This is a genomic window from Mesorhizobium sp. Root695, from assembly GCF_001428185.1.
Lineage (GTDB): Bacteria > Pseudomonadota > Alphaproteobacteria > Rhizobiales > Rhizobiaceae > Mesorhizobium.
In genome coordinates this window covers 56,563-72,886 of record NZ_LMHO01000002.1, presented here as the reverse complement: position 1 = coordinate 72,886, position 16,324 = coordinate 56,563, and the positions used below count along the sequence as shown (strand labels likewise).

Annotated in this window: 17 protein-coding genes; 10 read left to right on the top strand and 7 right to left on the bottom strand. The window is 64.3% G+C overall.

Annotated features, from left to right (window positions below; genetic code table 11):
- The first annotated feature begins 245 nt into the window (after nucleotides 1-245).
- Complete coding sequence (locus tag ASD99_RS03425; RefSeq protein ID WP_057142743.1) at nucleotides 246-1,397, top strand: sulfite oxidase; 1,152 nt, start codon at nucleotides 246-248, stop codon at nucleotides 1,395-1,397.
- 95 nt (nucleotides 1,398-1,492) lie between these two features.
- On the opposite strand, the gene ASD99_RS34030 is transcribed toward ASD99_RS03425, so the two are convergent.
- The 4 genes from ASD99_RS34030 to ASD99_RS03410 form a co-directional block, all read right to left on the bottom strand.
- Entirely contained in the window at nucleotides 1,493-1,642 is a 150-nt protein-coding gene (locus ASD99_RS34030) for a hypothetical protein (RefSeq protein WP_023677295.1), read from the bottom strand.
- A gap of 14 nt (nucleotides 1,643-1,656) precedes the next feature.
- Entirely contained in the window at nucleotides 1,657-1,974 is a 318-nt protein-coding gene (locus ASD99_RS03420; RefSeq protein ID WP_057142814.1) for a DUF2934 domain-containing protein, read from the bottom strand.
- Between the two features lie 412 nt (nucleotides 1,975-2,386).
- Entirely contained in the window at nucleotides 2,387-2,632 is a 246-nt protein-coding gene (locus ASD99_RS03415) for a hypothetical protein (RefSeq protein ID WP_056591687.1), read from the bottom strand.
- 447 nt (nucleotides 2,633-3,079) lie between these two features.
- Nucleotides 3,080-3,697 carry a BA14K family protein gene (locus ASD99_RS03410; RefSeq protein WP_057142742.1) on the bottom strand — a complete coding sequence of 206 codons (618 nt, stop codon included), beginning with the start codon at nucleotides 3,695-3,697 and terminating at the stop codon, nucleotides 3,080-3,082.
- A gap of 257 nt (nucleotides 3,698-3,954) precedes the next feature.
- Between ASD99_RS03410 and ASD99_RS03405 the strand changes: the two genes are divergently transcribed.
- Genes ASD99_RS03405 through ASD99_RS03395 form a run of 4 tightly spaced genes read left to right on the top strand, consistent with a single transcriptional unit; the run spans nucleotide 3,955 to nucleotide 9,189 of the window.
- Nucleotides 3,955-8,073 (top strand): Pls/PosA family non-ribosomal peptide synthetase, encoded by a 4,119-nt coding sequence (locus ASD99_RS03405; protein WP_057142741.1) that lies wholly within the window; start codon nucleotides 3,955-3,957, stop codon nucleotides 8,071-8,073.
- On the top strand, nucleotides 8,070-8,258 hold the full coding sequence (locus ASD99_RS35250; RefSeq protein WP_320410755.1) for a hypothetical protein: 189 nt from the start codon (nucleotides 8,070-8,072) through the stop codon (nucleotides 8,256-8,258). Before ASD99_RS03405 ends, ASD99_RS35250 begins: the two co-directional genes overlap by 4 nt.
- Entirely contained in the window at nucleotides 8,228-8,536 is a 309-nt protein-coding gene (locus ASD99_RS03400; RefSeq protein WP_320410754.1) for a GNAT family N-acetyltransferase, read from the top strand. Before ASD99_RS35250 ends, ASD99_RS03400 begins: the two co-directional genes overlap by 31 nt.
- A complete protein-coding gene (locus ASD99_RS03395; protein ID WP_057142740.1) occupies nucleotides 8,536-9,189 on the top strand; it encodes a 4'-phosphopantetheinyl transferase family protein in 654 nt (217 codons plus the stop codon). Before ASD99_RS03400 ends, ASD99_RS03395 begins: the two co-directional genes overlap by 1 nt.
- A gap of 5 nt (nucleotides 9,190-9,194) precedes the next feature.
- On the opposite strand, the gene ASD99_RS03390 is transcribed toward ASD99_RS03395, so the two are convergent.
- On the bottom strand, nucleotides 9,195-10,307 hold the full coding sequence (locus ASD99_RS03390) for a KamA family radical SAM protein (protein ID WP_057142739.1): 1,113 nt from the start codon (nucleotides 10,305-10,307) through the stop codon (nucleotides 9,195-9,197).
- A gap of 246 nt (nucleotides 10,308-10,553) precedes the next feature.
- Here ASD99_RS03390 and ASD99_RS03385 point away from each other — a divergent pair, with 246 nt between their 5' ends.
- Entirely contained in the window at nucleotides 10,554-12,215 is a 1,662-nt protein-coding gene (locus ASD99_RS03385) for an acyl-CoA synthetase (protein WP_057142738.1), read from the top strand.
- A gap of 280 nt (nucleotides 12,216-12,495) precedes the next feature.
- Here ASD99_RS03385 and ASD99_RS03380 read toward each other — a convergent pair whose 3' ends face one another.
- Nucleotides 12,496-13,389 (bottom strand): NmrA family NAD(P)-binding protein, encoded by an 894-nt coding sequence (locus ASD99_RS03380; RefSeq protein ID WP_057142737.1) that lies wholly within the window; start codon nucleotides 13,387-13,389, stop codon nucleotides 12,496-12,498.
- Nucleotides 13,386-13,568 (bottom strand): hypothetical protein, encoded by a 183-nt coding sequence (locus ASD99_RS03375; protein ID WP_056591666.1) that lies wholly within the window; start codon nucleotides 13,566-13,568, stop codon nucleotides 13,386-13,388. Before ASD99_RS03375 ends, ASD99_RS03380 begins: the two co-directional genes overlap by 4 nt.
- 216 nt (nucleotides 13,569-13,784) lie before the next feature.
- Here ASD99_RS03375 and ASD99_RS03370 point away from each other — a divergent pair, with 216 nt between their 5' ends.
- The 4 genes from ASD99_RS03370 (at nucleotide 13,785) to ASD99_RS03355 (ending at nucleotide 16,261) form a co-directional block, all read left to right on the top strand.
- Entirely contained in the window at nucleotides 13,785-14,696 is a 912-nt protein-coding gene (locus tag ASD99_RS03370; RefSeq protein ID WP_057142736.1) for a transcriptional regulator GcvA, read from the top strand.
- Nucleotides 14,697-14,841: 145 nt separating this feature from the next.
- Nucleotides 14,842-15,180: an ArsR/SmtB family transcription factor gene (locus ASD99_RS03365; RefSeq protein ID WP_057142735.1), complete on the top strand. Its 339-nt coding sequence runs from the start codon at nucleotides 14,842-14,844 to the stop codon at nucleotides 15,178-15,180.
- Complete coding sequence (locus ASD99_RS03360; RefSeq protein WP_056591657.1) at nucleotides 15,177-15,626, top strand: SRPBCC family protein; 450 nt, start codon at nucleotides 15,177-15,179, stop codon at nucleotides 15,624-15,626. Before ASD99_RS03365 ends, ASD99_RS03360 begins: the two co-directional genes overlap by 4 nt.
- Nucleotides 15,614-16,261 carry a glutathione S-transferase family protein gene (locus tag ASD99_RS03355; protein ID WP_057142734.1) on the top strand — a complete coding sequence of 216 codons (648 nt, stop codon included), beginning with the start codon at nucleotides 15,614-15,616 and terminating at the stop codon, nucleotides 16,259-16,261. Before ASD99_RS03360 ends, ASD99_RS03355 begins: the two co-directional genes overlap by 13 nt.
- Nucleotides 16,262-16,324 lie beyond the last annotated feature (63 nt).

Below are 16,324 nucleotides of genomic sequence, written 5' to 3'. Positions count from 1 at the left end.
GAATGCCACAAAGTCATCATGTCCCGTCCAAGTTGTGGACATGTCCTTTTCAAAGGCGCACTCTTGGATTGCGAAACGCAGCTAGAGTTTCGCCCAACGCTTCACATGCTTGAGGTGCGTCGGTGATTGTCCGACCTATCCGGATACTTCCGGATGGGGAGTACTTTCATTGTCGCCTATCCGTGATCAGGCTACGGCCTAACGCACGTTGCAGCCTGTTCCGGATCAACTGGGAGGTAACCAACATGCATAGCTTTCAACGCAGGGAATTTCTTGTTCAAGGAAGTGCTGCTCTTGTCGCAATCGCTGCTCTCTCGCGTCGCGCTTACGCTTTTCCAACACAGGCGGGCGAGGAAGTTGTTCCGTGGCTGGATCAGCCGACCGAAAACCCCAATCCGGAAGGTATCAAGACGCAGCTTGTCTGGGAGGATCTGGATAGCTGGATAACGCCAAACGAAAAGTTCTTCAGCATCTCGCATTTCAATCGACCGACGATCGACGAGAAGACATGGTCCATGGAGATCGAGGGCCTGGTCAAGAAGCCCCTGAAGCTGACGCTCGCCGACATCAGGGCACGGCCGCGCCAGGAGGTCGTTTTCACGGTGGAATGCTCGGGCAACCACGGGTTTCCCTTTTTCACCGGCGGCATCGGCAATGCCAAATGGGCAGGGACACCGCTCGCGCCTATCCTCGAGGAAGCCGGCGTTCTGAAAGAGGGCATCGAGGTCGTCTTTTTCGGCACTGACGAAAGCGAGGTCGCGATACGCGACGTGAAGATGAAGCAGAATTTCGCGCGCAGCATGGCGCTCGCCGACGCGATGAACCCCGCCAATCTGCTCTGCTACGAAATGAACGGCGCCGCCTTGCCGGCGCCCAACGGCTTCCCGCTGCGGCTCATTGCTCCGGGCTGGTACGGGATCGCCAACGTCAAGTGGCTGAAGCGCATCGAGGTTCGCGACACCCGCTTCATGAGCCTTCTGATGGCCCGCGACTATGTCACCATCCGGGAGGAAGACCACAATGGCGAGACCGTATGGGCCGAGACCTCGGTGGGCCGGGCGCTGCTGAAGTCGGCACCCGCGAAGGTCACCAAGAAAGGCTCCGACTACGCCATCGTCGGCGCGGCTTGGGGCGCACCGATCGACCGGGTCGAAGTGCAAATCGATCAAGCGCCCTGGGCGCCGGCGACCATCGACCACAGCGAGGAGGCCGAACACGCCTGGAAAATCTGGTCCATGCCCTGGGCAAACCCCTCGCCGGGAGAGCACACGGTGACCTCGCGCGCGGTCAGCACCACGGGGCAGGTTCAACCGGCAATGGACGATCCCTTGATTGCCAAGAAGCACACATACTGGGAGAGCAATGGCCAGGTGACGCGGCGCATCAAGATCGTTTGAGGAGAGTCGGGAAGCCTGCGGGAGGCCAGCGAAGTGGCGACAATTGTCATGCCGGGCCGGCCGCGCGGCATGGCAATTGGTCAGCGGTGCATCGTTCAATGCCGCTTGAAATACTGCACCTCCCGCTCATGCTTCTCCGCCGCCTCGCGCGTATCGAACGTGCCCAGGTTCCGCCGCTTGCCGGTCTTTTCGTCCTTCTTGCGTGAATAGAGGCGATATTTTCCGTCCTTGAGTTTCCGGATCATTGGTCTCTCCCTGGCTAAGACCGCCGCTTCCCCTTGAGGTTGCGGGCGGCTTGCTCGGTCGCGGCGCGGTCGCTGCCCAGCCTGTCGAGCAGTTCCTGCGCCTCGTCGCCGGATATGCCGGTGCGCACCGCCAGTTCCTCTACGGTAAGCACATCGGAGCTGGCGATCTCGCGGGTTTGCGGCAGCGCATCGTCCGCCGTCAGCGGCAGCGCAGCCTCCCTGTCGATCTCGGCCGCGGCCCGGTACCAGTGCCGCTCCGGATCGCCACCGCCGTCGCGTTCCCACAATTCGTATGCGCGCTTCTGGATCTTCTCGTGCCGGTCGTCGCCCATGGTCATTCCTCCTTTGCGTCAGGGAAGAACGCCGCACCAAACCGAACGATCCAAAAAATTTGCGTGATCACGCGCGAAGCCCTACGGCGGAGACTTCACCTCCCCAAGGGCCAACAAGGGGAGAGCAGCGCAAGTATCCGGGTTAGCGGGTTAGGGCGCCGGCGCGTTGGTTGACGAAGCATGGAACGCAAAAACCCGCCTGTGCGGGCGGGTTACTGGTGCAGATCAACACCATGGGCGGACATGTAGCATAGCTGCCCTCACAGCGTCAAGAATAAATTCCTATCAAGCCCCATGAACGAAGCTGCCGACTCCGCCGGACTCGCCGTCGTCAGGCCTGTTGTTGACCTGAGTTCGCAGCCCAGGCGGCGGTCCGCCGCCTGGATGCCGGCCGTGGCGGCCGGCCTTGGTGTCAGCGGCCCCAGATGCCCTGGCCATAACCCGGCGCAGGCATGCCGGAGGTCGCATTTGCCTCCACCGCGCTGTCGGTGATGCTCGTGGTGACGCCGACCGCGCCGCCGGAGACCATCGAATGCGAACCGGCAGTCGGATAGCTGCTGGCGGCAGGGATGAAGTCCGAGCCAAAGTGGTCGCTGCCGGCAAAAGCCATGCCGGAGGCAAACAGGAACGCGGCAATGCTGAGAATGATCTTCTTCATTTCAAGTCTCCATCTTTTGAAAGTTGACATCGGCCTCGACGCGCCGCCCGCATCGCGTTCATGAGGCTGTCTTTCGCTCTTCGGGCGAGACCGGCCAGCCGCGATCCCCACGGGATCCGCGACGGCAGGTTGTCAGCGCACGACCGTCCTGGTTCGTTGCTGCGCTGTTGGGGCGTCTTATAGGGGCGTAGTGTTTGTGCCGGCGTGGGAACCGGCGTGGTAGCAACCATTGCAAGAGTGGAATTCTGCGTTGAATTCGGCCGCAAAGCGGCGACTGCGGGCAGCAGGGGTCAGCGCACCCCCTGAACCGGCAGCCTCACATCCACTGAGAACAGGTTCTCAATCGCCAGCTTGACCATTTCCTGGTCGCCGTTGCCGCAGGTACGGCGACCAGCCGGTCGAGCGAAATGCAGCCCGCACCGGCGATGGCAAAGCAGCAGGTGGCGCCTACTCGCACTGACGTCTTGGTCCACCGGAATATGGCTGGTAGCTGTTGTCGTCCGGCCGGTAGGAGCGGTAGCGGCTGAAGCAGGAGTCCACGTGGTCGGCCGAAAGCCCAGTCGTGGCGACCAGGGAAGCATTGTCCGCCGAGACATAGCTGACATTGGCTGAAAGCCCCCCGCCGTCGTGAGCGGCGGCGGTGTCGAGATAGGGCGAGACGCACGGGCGCTCCTGGCCGCTATAGGACATGTAGCTGTTGTCTGCCGCATTGTAGGAGCGGTAGCGGCTCGCGCACCACCTGACATGGGAAGCCGGCAGCACGGCCCCCTCGTCCGCGGCGGTCGCCACCGCGCCGGTCAAGGTGGAATCGGTTTCCGGCGGCGCCGCCTGCGACCTGGCGGCGGCATCCGGCGCCGCGGGCTGCGCGGCGGGCACCCGCTCCAGGCTCTGCGTAGACGTGTTCACCGGCCGCGCGCTCCTCGTCCACAGCTCCGCCACGCTCGCAACGGGCCCTGCCTGATGCACGGGATTGGAGGCAAGCAGCCAGGCAGCGAAGACGAGCCCGCTGCCGAAGACCGCAAGGGTCAGCACGAAGCCACCAACCAATCCCAAAATCGCTTTCATGCCACTCTCCTTGAGCCTCGTCTAATAGAATGCGGGGCGTGAAGACTGGTTCCAGGCAAGCGAGCGTTCATCAACCGTGGCGCCTGGCAGCGCCAGCGTGCAAGGCCGCGTAGGTCAGCCCGGACGAGCGCCCAGACACACTTCAGAAACAATATTCAACAGTTCGGAAAAACTGGCGAAAAGATCGGATGGCATAAGCCGCCGGCAGCTGCCGGAAAATGGCCATGCCGGGCGATGCCCGGCCAGGACGGGAAAGTATGGAAATGGATTACGGTATCGATATCGCCGAACTGGACGAGGCAAGACCGGGCAGCCGGCCGGAAACCGGCCTGGCAAGCATCGATGCGCTGGTAAAAACGGCCCCCGCGACAGTCGCGCGCGGCCAGATCCTGACGGGCGCCGACTTTGCCCGGCAAGGCCTGCCCGGCGAGCGGCTCGACACGGCCTTCGAACAGCTCGCGCAGACATTCGCCGCCTTGCCGGCGGTGATCTCCGACGGGCGGGTCTGGACCTATCAGGAGCTGGACAGCCGCGCCAACCAGTTCGCCCGCCTGCTGGCCAAGCGCGGCGTGCGGCCGGGCGACCGCGTCGGGCTCATTCTCGACCGCTCGGCGGAGACCTATGTCGCGCTTCTGGCGGTGATGAAGGCGGGTGCCGCCTTCGTGCCGCTGGCCACCGCGTTTCCCGAGGAGCGGATGACGCTCATCATCGAAGACGCAGGCGTGAGCCTGATCGTCACCATCGCCGCCTATGCGTCGCGCGCCGGTCAACTGCCGGTTCCGCATCTGCTGATCGACAGCGCGGCCGCCGAAATCTCCAAACAGTCCAGCGCGCCGCTGAAGCCGCATGCCAAGACCGCTTCTGCCGACGACACCTGCTACATCCTCTACACCTCGGGCACGACAGGCAAGCCCAAGGGCGTCGTCATCAACCACCAGAGCTTCGTCAACTTCATCCGGGTCGCCGCCGCCTCCTACGGCTACCGGCCGGGCGATCGTGTCTATCAGGGCATGACCATCGCCTTCGACTTTTCCTCCGAAGAGATCTGGGTGCCGTTCGTCGCCGGCGCGACGGTGGTGCCGGCGCCGGGCCAGATGCCGTTGGTGGGCGAGGAACTGGCCGACTTCCTGCGCCAACATGACATCACCTGCATGGCCTGCAGCCCGACGCTTCTGTCGTCGATGACATCGGACGTGCCCAGCCTGCGCACGCTTCTGGTGGGCGGCGAGGCCTGCCCGCACAATCTGGTGGTGCGCTGGTCGAAGCCAGGGCGGCAGATCCTCAACACCTATGGCCCGACCGAGGCGACTGTCACGGCAACCATGGGCGCGCTGACGCCGGACAGTCCGGTGACCATCGGCGCGCCGCTGCCGACCTACTCGATCGTCATTCTCGACGCTTCGCTGCCACAGCTTGCCGAGCCTGGCGAACTGGGCGAAATCGGCATTGCCGGCATCGGGCTCGCGGTCGGCTATCTCAACAGGCCGGACCTGACCGAACAGAAATTCATTGCCGATTTTCTCGGCCTGCCGAACAACCCGTCCAGGCGCATTTACCGCACGGGCGACCTTGGCCGCATCAACGCCCAGGGCGAGATCGAGTATGCCGGCCGCATCGACACCCAGGTGAAGATCCGCGGCTACCGCATCGAGCTCGGCGAGATCGAGGCGGTGCTGCTCGACCAGCCCGAGATCGCGCAGGCTGCAGTCACCACCTGGGAGATCGAGCCCGGCCGCGTCGAGCTCGTCGCCTATTACGCATCCAAAGCCGGCGTAGCAGCGATCTCCCGCGCCGATCTCGCCCAGACGATGAAGCGGCGGCTGCCCGACTACATGGTGCCCTCCTATCTGGAGGAGCTGCCGGCGATCCCGATGACGGTCTCCAACAAGGTGGATTTACGCCAGCTGCCAAAGCCGACGAGCATCCGGCTTTCGGCCGATCGCACCATGGTGGCGCCCGGCAATGACGACGAGCGTTTCCTGGCCGAAGCACTGGCGACCGTGCTGAAATTCGACGAGGTGTCCGTCGAGGACAACTTCTTCGACGATCTCGGCGCCAACTCGCTGCTGATGGCGCATTTCTGCGCCCGCCTGCGCACCAGGAAGGAATGGGCGACGGCGTCGATGCGCGACATCTATCTCCATCCGACCGTGGCGCGCCTGGCGCGGCATCTGGGCGTGGCGGACGAGATGACGACGGCCACCAACGAGCCTGTCCTCACCCGCCGGGCATCGAACTTTGCCTACTGGACCTGCGGCGCGGCACAGCTGCTGTTCTACGGGCTCTACAGCTATGTCGCCCTGTGGGCGATCAACGACGGCCTCAACTGGATGTATGACGCGCTCGACAATCCGCTGCAGCTGTACCTGCGCTGCGTGGCGCTTTCGGCCGCCGTGTTCTTCGGCATGTCGGGCTTTGCCGTCATCGCCAAATGGGTGCTCATCGGCCGCTGGAAGGCCGAGGCGTTTCCCATCTGGGGTGTGCGCTACTTCCGCTTCTGGGTGGTCAAGACATTGATCCGCACCGCGCCCGTCGTGCTGTTCCGCGGCAGCCCGCTCTACAGCTTCTATTTGCAGCTTCTGGGCACAAGGCTCGGCAAGAACGCCGTCATCGAATCGAAATCCGTGCCCGTCTGCACGGATCTCATTTCGATCGGCGCCAACACCATCCTGCGCAAGGAATCGATGATCCTCGGCTACCGGGCCCAGTCGGGCTATATCCACACCGGGCCGCTGACCATCGGCCGCGATGCCTTCGTGGGCGTCGGCTCCACGCTCGACATCGACACCAGGATCGGCGACGGCGCCCAGCTCGGCCATTCCTCCTCGCTGCACCGCGGGCAAAGCATCCCGGACGGCGAACGCTGGCATGGATCGCCGGCCGTGCCGACCACGGCGGACTATTGCAAGGTGCGCAATGTCGATCCATCCAACATCCGGCGCTTCCTCTTCGAAGCGGTTCAGCTGATTGGCCTGTTTGCCATCGTCACCCCTTTGCCGCTGCTGTTCCACAGCTATTGGGAAAATGTCGGCGACGACTATCAGGAGACGATCGGCATCGTCGCGATCGGCACCACGGTGACGCTTTTCGGCTACATCGCCGTGGCCTTCCTGGCGGCGACGCTGGTGCCGCGCCTGACAAACCTGATCCTGAAGCCAGGTCGCACCTACACGCTTTACGGCTTCCGCTACTGGCTGCAGACGGTCGCCGAATTCTCGAGCAACTCCCGCGTGCTCGGCCTCCTGTTCGGCGACAGCTCGGCAATCGTCCACTACATGCGCGCCATCGGCTGGAACCTCAACAAGGTGGTGCAGACCGGTTCCAACTTCGGCAGCAACCAGCAGCACGAAAACCCGCTTCTGTGCGAGATCGGCACCGAAACCATGGTGTCGGACGGGCTTTTCATGATCAACATGCACAAGTCCGCCTCGGCGTTCCGGCTCGAGCCGACGCGCATCGGCGAGCGTAACTATCTCGGCAACAACATCTACTATCCGCCGGACGGGCGCACGGGCGACAACGTCCTGCTCGGCACCAAGGTGATGATCCCCATCGATGGGCCGCTGCGCGAGAATGTCGGGCTTCTCGGTTCGCCTGCCTTTGAAATCCCGCGCATGGTGAACCGCGACAAGGAGCTTATCGCTGGCGTCGACGAGGACGACCGCCGCCGGCGCATCCCGCACAAGAACCGCCACAACCTGGTGACGATCCTTCTGTTCGTGGCAACGCAATGGGTCATGCTGTTCGCCACGCTGGCGATCTGGGACCGGGCGCTGAACTACTACACCGAATGGGCGGAGGTCGCGCTGTTCGTCGCCGTGCTCCTGACCTCGGCGATCACCATTCCGTTCTACATCCTGGTCGAGCGGGCAAGCCTTGGTTTTGGCAGACTGAAGCCGCAGATGACGACGATCTACGACGTCGCCTTCTGGCGCCACGAACGCCACTGGAAGCTGGCGGATTCGCCGATCGTGCGCCTGTTCGCCGGCACGCCGTTTCGGCCGATGATCCTGCGCCTGCTGGGCGTCAAGGTCGGCAGCCGTGTCTATGACGGCGGCAGCAATTTGACCGAACGCTCCCTGGTGGAGATCGGCGACGACGCCACCCTCAACGAGGGCTGCGTCATCCAGGCCCATTCGCTCGAGGAAGGCGCGTTCAAGTCCGACTTCATCCGCATCGGCAAGGGCTGCACGCTCGGACCCTCAGCCTTTGTCCATTACGGCGTCGTGATGGGCGAAGGGTCGGTGGTCGATGTCGACTCCTTCGTGATGAAGGGCGAAGAGCTGGAGCCCAACTCCATATGGCGCGGCAACCCGGCCAAGCTACATCGCTTCGTCGAGCCGATCACGGACGATGGCTCCAAGGTATCGGCTTGAAGACTGGCGAAATCCTTCTTGTTGCAGCGACCGAGGCCAACCTGGCCCTGGTCGCGGCCTTGGAACTCGCTCCGGAGCAGATGGATTTCGTCGCCAGCAATGCGGAGTCGCTGAAGAAGCCGAAACCGACGAGGACGCGCGGCCACGCGTCGTCGTGGCCGGGACCCGTGTCGTCGGGTTCCTGATGTACGATGCGCCGCGGGATGACGACGAGGCGCGTATCTACCGTTTCATGATCGACCGCGCCTCTCAGGGCAGAGGCTACGGCAAGGCCGCGCTGCGTGAAGTGCTGGACGAAATCCAGGGGCTCGGCCACGTCAGCCACGTTTCGATCTGCTACGAACCGGACAATGACGCGGCCCGAGACCTTTATCGCAGCGCCGGTTTCGTCGAAGAAGGGCTCGACGAGGACGGAGAGATGATCGCCGATATCGCCTTCGCCGCACGGACGGACGATCCGTGATGCGGTCCCCAGAAATCACGCTTGCGCAAACATCCCTGCTGCAGGCGATGATCGCCATTGCGCCCAAAAATGCCCGGATCGGATGCCGGGTGATACGCGACGGCGACGAGGCCCATCTGCTGCCCGAGGAAGCACACTCGATCCCCGCGCGCCAACCGGCCATGCGGCGCGCAAGCGGAGCGGCCCGCTGGATCGCGCACGGACTGCTGGCTGAGCTTGGGGTCAGCGACGCCGCCATCCTGCGCGCGCCAACCGGCGCGCCGGTCTGGCCCGACGGGATCACGGGTTCGCTCGCCCACGACGACGACATGGCCGTGGCGGCGGTGGCGCCCATTGGCCATATCAGCGCGCTGGGTATCGACGTTGAGCCCGCGCAGCCTCTGCCGGACGACATCCTCGCGCTCGTTGCAACCCCTGCGGACAGGATAGACGCCGCGGACCTGCATCTTGCCGGCCGCATCCTCTTTGCCGCCAAGGAAGCCGTCTACAAGGCCTCCTATCCGCTCGATCGCGAGGTGCTGGGCTATGAGGACATCACCGTCGACCTGAACGCAGGCCACGCGACAACGAAGACAGGCCGCAAGGTCAGCCTCGCATACTGCGTTGCCCCGCGCGTGGTGGTGCTGGCGTTTGTCGAGCGAGAGGCGCGGTAGCGTTTCTACTCCGCCACCACCTCAGTATATTCCCTCACCTCGCCATCGAGCCCACGCAACCGCCAGCTCTCCTCTTGCCTTCCCTCGACATAACAAGGTCCGATCGGCACCTTGCCGCCGCCTTCCGGCAGGTCGAGCACATAGACGGGGTTGCAGATACCCGACAGCCGCGCCCGCAGCGCGCCGGCCAGCGCCTGTCCCTGCGCAATCGTCGTGCGCCTGTGCGCCATGCCGCGTGCGAGGTCGCCATGATGCAGGTAATAGGGTTTGACGCCGAGGCGGTACATCAGCTCGCGGCACAACTCCTCCAGCACCTCGATCGTGTCGTTGACGCCCTTCAGCAGAACGCTCTGGTTGAGCAGCACGAAGCCGGCCTGGCGCAGCGTGCGGCAGGCCGCCTCCGTGGCGTCGGTGATCTCGCGCGGGTGGTTGAAATGGGTGACGATTGTGACCATCGGCCGGCCCTGCAAGGCCTCGACCAGCCCAGACGTGATGCGCGACGGCAACGCCACCGGCACGCGCGTGTGGATGCGCAGGAGGCGCACATGCGGGATCGCCTCGATGCGAGCGCGGATTTCAACCAGCGCCTTGTCGGGCAAGGACAGTGGATCGCCGCCGGTCAGGATCACCTCGCGGATTTCGGGATGCTCGGCGATATAGGCGAGCGCCGGCTCCAGCGCCTCGCGCGTATAGCCTCTCCCGATCGCGGTCAGCGACTCCTTGCGGAAGCAGAACCGGCAATAGACCGCACATTGATAAGTCGGGAACAACAGCACCCGGTCGGCATGGCGATGCGTGAGCCTGGGCACCGGGCTGAAGTCATGGTCGGCGATCGGATCGTCGAGCTCGCCCTCCGTTTTCACCAATTCATCCGGAGACGGGATGACCTGCGCTCGGATCGGGTCGGCGGGATCGTTCCAGTCGATCAGGTCGAGATAGGCTTTTGGAACGCGCACCTTGTGGTTCGCCGCCGCGGCTTGCGTCGCCGCGCGCTCGGCGGGTGACAGCGGCAGGCGGTCGAGGTCGCGCACGTGGCGGACGCCGGCGCGGACGTCCGCCTGCCAGGCGGTGTCGGGGGCGGCGGCGGGTGCGTGGTAGAGCTTGGTGTCTGAAGTCATGGGATTTCTCGAGCGAGTATATTTGGGCCGGACCTATCCGCTGGATGACAGATTGGGTCAACCACGCAGATCGTCAGCGCCGCGATCCTTCTCGCACCCCCCTCTATCCTGCCGGACAGAGGGGGGTGTTCAAGCGCCAACCTGTCCCCATCAACTTTCGCCGCATCGACCACCGCCACAATTTCGGGCAAGCTCACACGCGACAGCGCCGCATGGGGAGATGCGCCGCTGCCAGGGAGGACTGCCATGACCAACACACCCGCGGCGCGGCCGCGCTACATTGACGCCGTCGCGCGCTTTCGCATCGAGGATGAGATCGCAAAACTTCAGGGCGATCCCGCCACAGGCATCAATGCATGCATCGAATGCTGCGATCGCCACACCGGCCAGCACCGGCTGGCGCTGCGCGCCATCTCCGCCGGCGGCGAGTTGCGAGAATTCACCTTCGATGACCTCAAGGACATGTCCGCGCGCGTTGGCAATGTCCTCCAACAGACCGGCGTCGGCCCCGGCGATGTCGTCGCGGGCATGCTGCCGCGCATTCCCGAACTGGTGGCGCTCATCCTCGGCACGTGGCGCATCGGCGCGGTCTACCAGCCGCTGTTCACCGCCTTCGGCCCCAAGGCCATCGACCACCGGCTGAAGACCAGCGGCGCGAAGCTCGTCGTCACCAACACAGCCAATCGCGGCAAGCTCGACGAGGTGGAGGATTGCCCTCGGGTCGCGACCGTCCTTGCAGCAGGCGAAGCCTTGCCGGACGGCGACATCGATTTCAGCGCCGCCCTTGCCGCCGCCTCGCCCGAGTGCCAGCCGGTGATGCGCAAGGGCGACGATTTATTCATGATGATGTCGACCTCGGGCACGACAGGGTTCCCCAAGGGCGTGCCGGTGCCGCTCAGCGCGCTGATGGCTTTCGGCACCTATATGCGCGATGCCATCGGGCTGAGGCCCGACGACGTCTTCTGGAACATCGCCGATCCCGGCTGGGCCTACGGCCTCTATTACGCCATCACGGGCCCCTTGCTGCTTGGCATCGCCACGACCCTCAACGAGGGCGCCTTCACCGCCCGGAGCACGTACGACATCATCGAGCGCCTCGGCGTCACCAGCCTTGCCGGCTCGCCCACCGCCTTCCGCCTGCTGCTGGCCGAAGGCGCCGCGTCGGCCGCCAGCGTCAAGGGCCGCCTGCGCGTGGTGAGCAGCGCCGGCGAGCCGCTCAACCCGGAAGTGATCCGCTGGTTCGACGCTCATCTCGCCGCCCCCATCCACGACCATTACGGCCAGACCGAGAACGGCATGATGGTCAACAACCATCACGGCCTGTCGCACCAGGTGCGCCACGGCTCGGCCGGCTTTGCCATGCCGGGCTACCGCATCGTCGTGCTCGACGAGGCCGGCAACGAGCTTGGCCCCAACCAGCCCGGCGTCCTCGCCGTCGACATCGCCAACTCGCCGCTGCGCTGGTTCGGCGGCTATCATCAGGCCGAAACCCCGGCCATGGCGGGCGGCTACTACCGCACCGGCGACACGGTCGAGTTCGAGCCCGATGGGTCGATCAGCTTCATCGGCCGGGCCGACGACGTCATCACCTCGGCCGGCTACCGCATCGGCCCGTTCGACGTCGAAAGCGCGCTGATCGAACATCCGGCGGTCAACGAGGCAGCGGTGGTCGGTGTGCCCGATCCGCAGCGCACCGAAATCGTCAAGGCCTTCGTCATCCTGGCGCCTGCCTTTCAAGGCAGCGAGGCGCTGGCCGAGGAATTGGCGCAGCATGTCCGCAAGCGCCTCTCGGCCCACGCCTATCCGCGCGAGGTCGAGTTCGTCAGCGAACTGCCGAAGACGCCGAGCGGCAAGATCCAGCGGTTCCTTCTGAGGAAGGCCGAGGTGGAGAAGCGGAAGGGGCGCTGAAGCTGCCGATCTCCCCACTTGTGGGGGTTGAGGATTGGTCCGCGAAGCGGACGGAAAGCCAATTGCTTGGCTTTCCGAACGACGAACGGCCGGCAGGCCAGAGGGGGGCGCCGTAGAGCGCCAACCTCCACTACAGAGCAGATCGCCACGCCGTTTCTCCTGCCGACCGGCGTGAGAGCGCAGCGCGATTGATCGAGACAGATCGGCGGGACAGCGCCCCCCTCTGCCCTACCGGGCATCTCCCCCACACGGGTGGAGATTGGCAGCTTCAGCGCCTCGCTCAACCCTGGCCCTTTGCGCTAGCCATCGCCATAAACGCGCTCTCGAGGGTCTCGAAAGCCAGCTCCGGATACAGCGTACCCGCTTCCGGCGTGGTCGTCTCAAGCGCCGTCTCGCCGCGAATCCAGAACGCCCGCAGCAGTCCGAGCCAGGGGGCTGTCTCAATCATCGTCTCCAGCTGCGCCCCACCCTGGCGCACGATGCGCGGCGAACGGCCGCTCACCCGGCGCCACAGGTCGATCATTTCGCTCTGGGTTGTCCGGTTCTGGGCGATCCGGATTTCGCTGCGGAGGGCATCGGGGTCATTCAGCGCACGCAAGGTAACCGCGGCGATGTCCTTCTCGCTGACGAACGTCGCCGGCACATTGCCGTCGCCATAAAGCGTCACCTCTTCGGGAGGCAGAGGCGACGAGCCGAAGCGCATCAAATCGCCCAGCGTCGCCACCCAGGTCGAAAAGAAGCCGTTGGTGTAGATCACCGTATAGGGCAGATCCGCTTGCCTGATCGCGTCGAACACGGCTCGCTTGAGATCGAGCGATGGAACCGAGCCCGGTGCGGCGGCGGCAAAGTCGAGGCCGAAGCCGGCGGAAGGCACGTAGCGGGAGACGCCGGCATCGCGAACCGAGCGCACCAGCGTCATCTCGCTGGCCGAATCCACATGCACCGAACTGATGACGCGATCCACCGCGCCGGCAGCGCGAACGAGGCTGTCATAGTCGTCGAGATCGCCGACATGGATTTTAGCGCCGAGCTCCTTCAGCGGGCGCAGCCGCTCTTCATTCCCGGCTGTTGCTGGACGAACCAGAACGTGCAGGCGATCGCCATTGTGGCCGCTGGCCTTCGCCATCTCGCTGCCGAGGAGCCCCGTTGCGCCGATGATCAGGGTGCTGGTCATATCGCCCTCCCATTGCGCAGAATGGAGCCGTCCCAGTCGCGCTCGAGGCCGAAATCGTGCAGACGATGGTCCGAGAAGCGCGCTACCCGGCGCAGCATGCGGCGGCGCTCGACGACTGCCGTGGTTCTGCGTGCAAGGCCGCTCATCGCGGCGCTGATGGATTCGAGGGTCGGGTTCATTGTTCGTCTCCTGTGTTTCGCTGGGCGCAGGCGTGCCGACGCCGTCCGCGATGGACGAGCATGACGATTGCTCACACTGTTTCTGGTCGTTCAGCGCAGCGGCGAGATGGGAAATCCGATCTGGATGCGCTGCTAGACCTATAGATTGGACATTTCCGGGCTGGATGACAAACGACTCTTTGTGCAGGATTTGTGAGTAATGCTCACAGGTGGATCATGCCGCGCAGACTGCCGCCCCTCACTGCCCTGCCCGCCTTCGAGGCTGCCGCCAGGCATCTGAGTTTCTCGAAGGCGGCGGGTGAGCTCAACGTGACCCACGGCGCGGTCAGCCGCGCCATCCGCAACATCGAGGACAGGCTGGGCATTCAGCTTTTCGATCGGGGGACGAGGTCCGTGCGCCTGACCCCGCTGGGCGCCGCCTACGCGTCGGAAGTCAGGACGGCGCTGGACCAGATCGCCGCCGCCACCATCGCCGCCACGCCTGACCGCACCACGGGCATCCTCAATGTCAGCACATCGGACGGTTTTGCCGGCCGCTGGCTGGTGCCGAGGCTGCATCGCTTCCATCGCGCCAACGCCGATATCGACGTGCGGCTGTCGACCTCGGGCGTGCTTTCCGATTTCGTCAGCGACGGCATCGACATCGCCATCCGTTACGGTAAAGGCGGCTATGCCGGGGTGACGGCGGAATTTCTTGCCGATGAAGAGGTCTTCCCCGTCTGCAGCCCGGAGCTGCTGCAAGGCGAACATCCGTTGCGCCTGCCCGGAGATCTCAGGCATCACAAGCTGATCCATGATGCCTTTCGCATCGACTGGGCAACATGGCTGCAACATGCCGGCGTTGGCGATGTCGACCCCAAACGCGGCGTGCGCTTCGATTCCGCCACCTTTGCCGTTGAGGCCGCTGTGCACGGCGAAGGCGTGCTGCTCGGCCGAAGCGCGCTGGTCTCGGCCGATCTTGCCGCGGGGCGGCTGGTTCGTCCCTTCGACCTCGCGCTGAAATCCGCCTCGCGCTACTACGTCGTCTATCGCGATGGCGCGCTGCGCCAGAAAAAGATCAGGGCGTTCCGCGACTGGATGTTTGCCGAAGTGGCGGCTGAGTGGGTTGATACGACGAAGAGCGGTTGAGGCGGCGAAGGCCTGCGCTTGCGAAAAGGCCACCTCTTGGGTCTCGGCTTCGCCGAGCCAACTCCACCCAAGACGTCGTGCAAATGGTTCTAGCGAGATATCCAATGGTTGACTCCGCCAGGGTAAACGATAGATACTTCGCTATATGGTGAAGCATAAATCATCCGGTATGGACCGCACGTTCCGGGCGCTCGCCGACCCCACGCGGCGGGGCATCCTGCTGCAGTTGATGGACGAACCCGGCCTGTCGGTGAGCGAGCTGGCTCGGCCGTTTTCGCTGAAACTTCCCGGAATGATGAAGCATCTGGATGTGCTGTCCGATGCGGGATTGATCACGCGGACCAAAACCGGTCGGACCGTGTCGGTTCATCTCGCGGTCGCGCCGATGCAAGAGGCGATGGCGTGGCTCAACCGGTATGAACGCCTCTGGACGGTAAGCCTCGATCGACTTGTCACGCTCGTGGAAGAGGGTGGCGAACGATGATCGGCCGCCTCCCGAGCGTGACCATCGTGCGCAGGATCAAAGCCTCGCCCGCCAAGGTCTGGGCGGCGATCACGCAGCCCGCATTGATGATGCAGTGGTGGGGTCCCGATGCGGGGCCAACGCTCAGGGCCGATGTCGACTTGCGACCGGGGGGTCGATTTAGCGTTGTATTCCGATTGCTCAACGGCGATGAGCACAATCCCACCGGGATTTATCAGGACGTGGTTCCCGAGAAGAAGCTGGTCTTCACCTGGGAATGGCCCGGAATGCCAGAACGAGAGTCACTGGTAACGTTTCTGCTTGAGCCGTTTGACGGCGGCACGGAACTGACGCTGCTCCACGAGCATCTGCCCGACGAAGATGCGCGCAAAAGTCATGAGGAAGGCTGGAGAGGTCTCCTCGACAAGCTGCCTATTTTCCTTGGAGATGCCGAATGGTCGACCTGATCCTCACCACCTATGATTGGGTTCCCGAAACGCCGCGCGGCTATGTGCGTGACATACGGGTGCGTTGGGCGCTGGAAGAGGCCGGGTTGCCCTACCGCGTCGAGAGCACGCCCTTCCGCGATCGAAGGGCCGAGCATTTCGCGCATCAACCCTTTGGGCAGGCGCCGTGGCTGACCGATGGAGACATCTCGATCTTCGAGAGCGGCGCGATCCTGCTGCACCTCGGCGAGCGTAGCGATGCGCTGCTGCCCGCCGATCCGCGCGGTCGCAGCGACGCCAAGGAATGGCTGTTCGCGGCCCTGAATTCGGTCGAGGCGGCGAGCCTGCCCTGGTCCATATTGGTGTTCTCGGGGGAGAGCCACGACACGGCGGCCTGGAAGATGATGGACGGGTTCCTCAAGGTTCACCGGCTCCAGCACATGGAACCGGTACTGGCGGGGCGCGAATGGCTCGCCCAGAGTTTCTCCGTCGCCGACATCTTGATGGCGGACGTGTTGCGCCTCGTCGATCGGTTCGACGGGCTGGCGAACTATCCCGCCTGTCGCGGGTACGTCGCGCGCGCCACGGCCCGGCCTGCCTTCGTGAAGGCATACGAAGACCAGATGGCGCATTTTGCAGCGGCAGATGCAGCTTGATACACGCGGATGAGACTGTATCGCAGTCGCTGAGCGCGGTGTCCCGAGACGCCTGAACAGGGG

Coding starts and splice junctions, on each gene's coding strand:
- ASD99_RS03425 (WP_057142743.1), top strand. CDS start 246: ATGCATAGCTTTCAACGCAGGGAATTTCTTGTTCAAGGAAGTGCTGCT.
- ASD99_RS34030 (WP_023677295.1), bottom strand. CDS start 1,642: ATGATCCGGAAACTCAAGGACGGAAAATATCGCCTCTATTCACGCAAG.
- ASD99_RS03420 (WP_057142814.1), bottom strand. CDS start 1,974: ATGGGCGACGACCGGCACGAGAAGATCCAGAAGCGCGCATACGAATTG.
- ASD99_RS03415 (WP_056591687.1), bottom strand. CDS start 2,632: ATGAAGAAGATCATTCTCAGCATTGCCGCGTTCCTGTTTGCCTCCGGC.
- ASD99_RS03410 (WP_057142742.1), bottom strand. CDS start 3,697: ATGAAAGCGATTTTGGGATTGGTTGGTGGCTTCGTGCTGACCCTTGCG.
- ASD99_RS03405 (WP_057142741.1), top strand. CDS start 3,955: ATGGAAATGGATTACGGTATCGATATCGCCGAACTGGACGAGGCAAGA.
- ASD99_RS03395 (WP_057142740.1), top strand. CDS start 8,536: ATGCGGTCCCCAGAAATCACGCTTGCGCAAACATCCCTGCTGCAGGCG.
- ASD99_RS03390 (WP_057142739.1), bottom strand. CDS start 10,307: ATGACTTCAGACACCAAGCTCTACCACGCACCCGCCGCCGCCCCCGAC.
- ASD99_RS03385 (WP_057142738.1), top strand. CDS start 10,554: ATGACCAACACACCCGCGGCGCGGCCGCGCTACATTGACGCCGTCGCG.
- ASD99_RS03380 (WP_057142737.1), bottom strand. CDS start 13,389: ATGACCAGCACCCTGATCATCGGCGCAACGGGGCTCCTCGGCAGCGAG.
- ASD99_RS03375 (WP_056591666.1), bottom strand. CDS start 13,568: ATGAACCCGACCCTCGAATCCATCAGCGCCGCGATGAGCGGCCTTGCA.
- ASD99_RS03370 (WP_057142736.1), top strand. CDS start 13,785: ATGCCGCGCAGACTGCCGCCCCTCACTGCCCTGCCCGCCTTCGAGGCT.
- ASD99_RS03365 (WP_057142735.1), top strand. CDS start 14,842: ATGGTGAAGCATAAATCATCCGGTATGGACCGCACGTTCCGGGCGCTC.
- ASD99_RS03360 (WP_056591657.1), top strand. CDS start 15,177: ATGATCGGCCGCCTCCCGAGCGTGACCATCGTGCGCAGGATCAAAGCC.
- ASD99_RS03355 (WP_057142734.1), top strand. CDS start 15,614: ATGGTCGACCTGATCCTCACCACCTATGATTGGGTTCCCGAAACGCCG.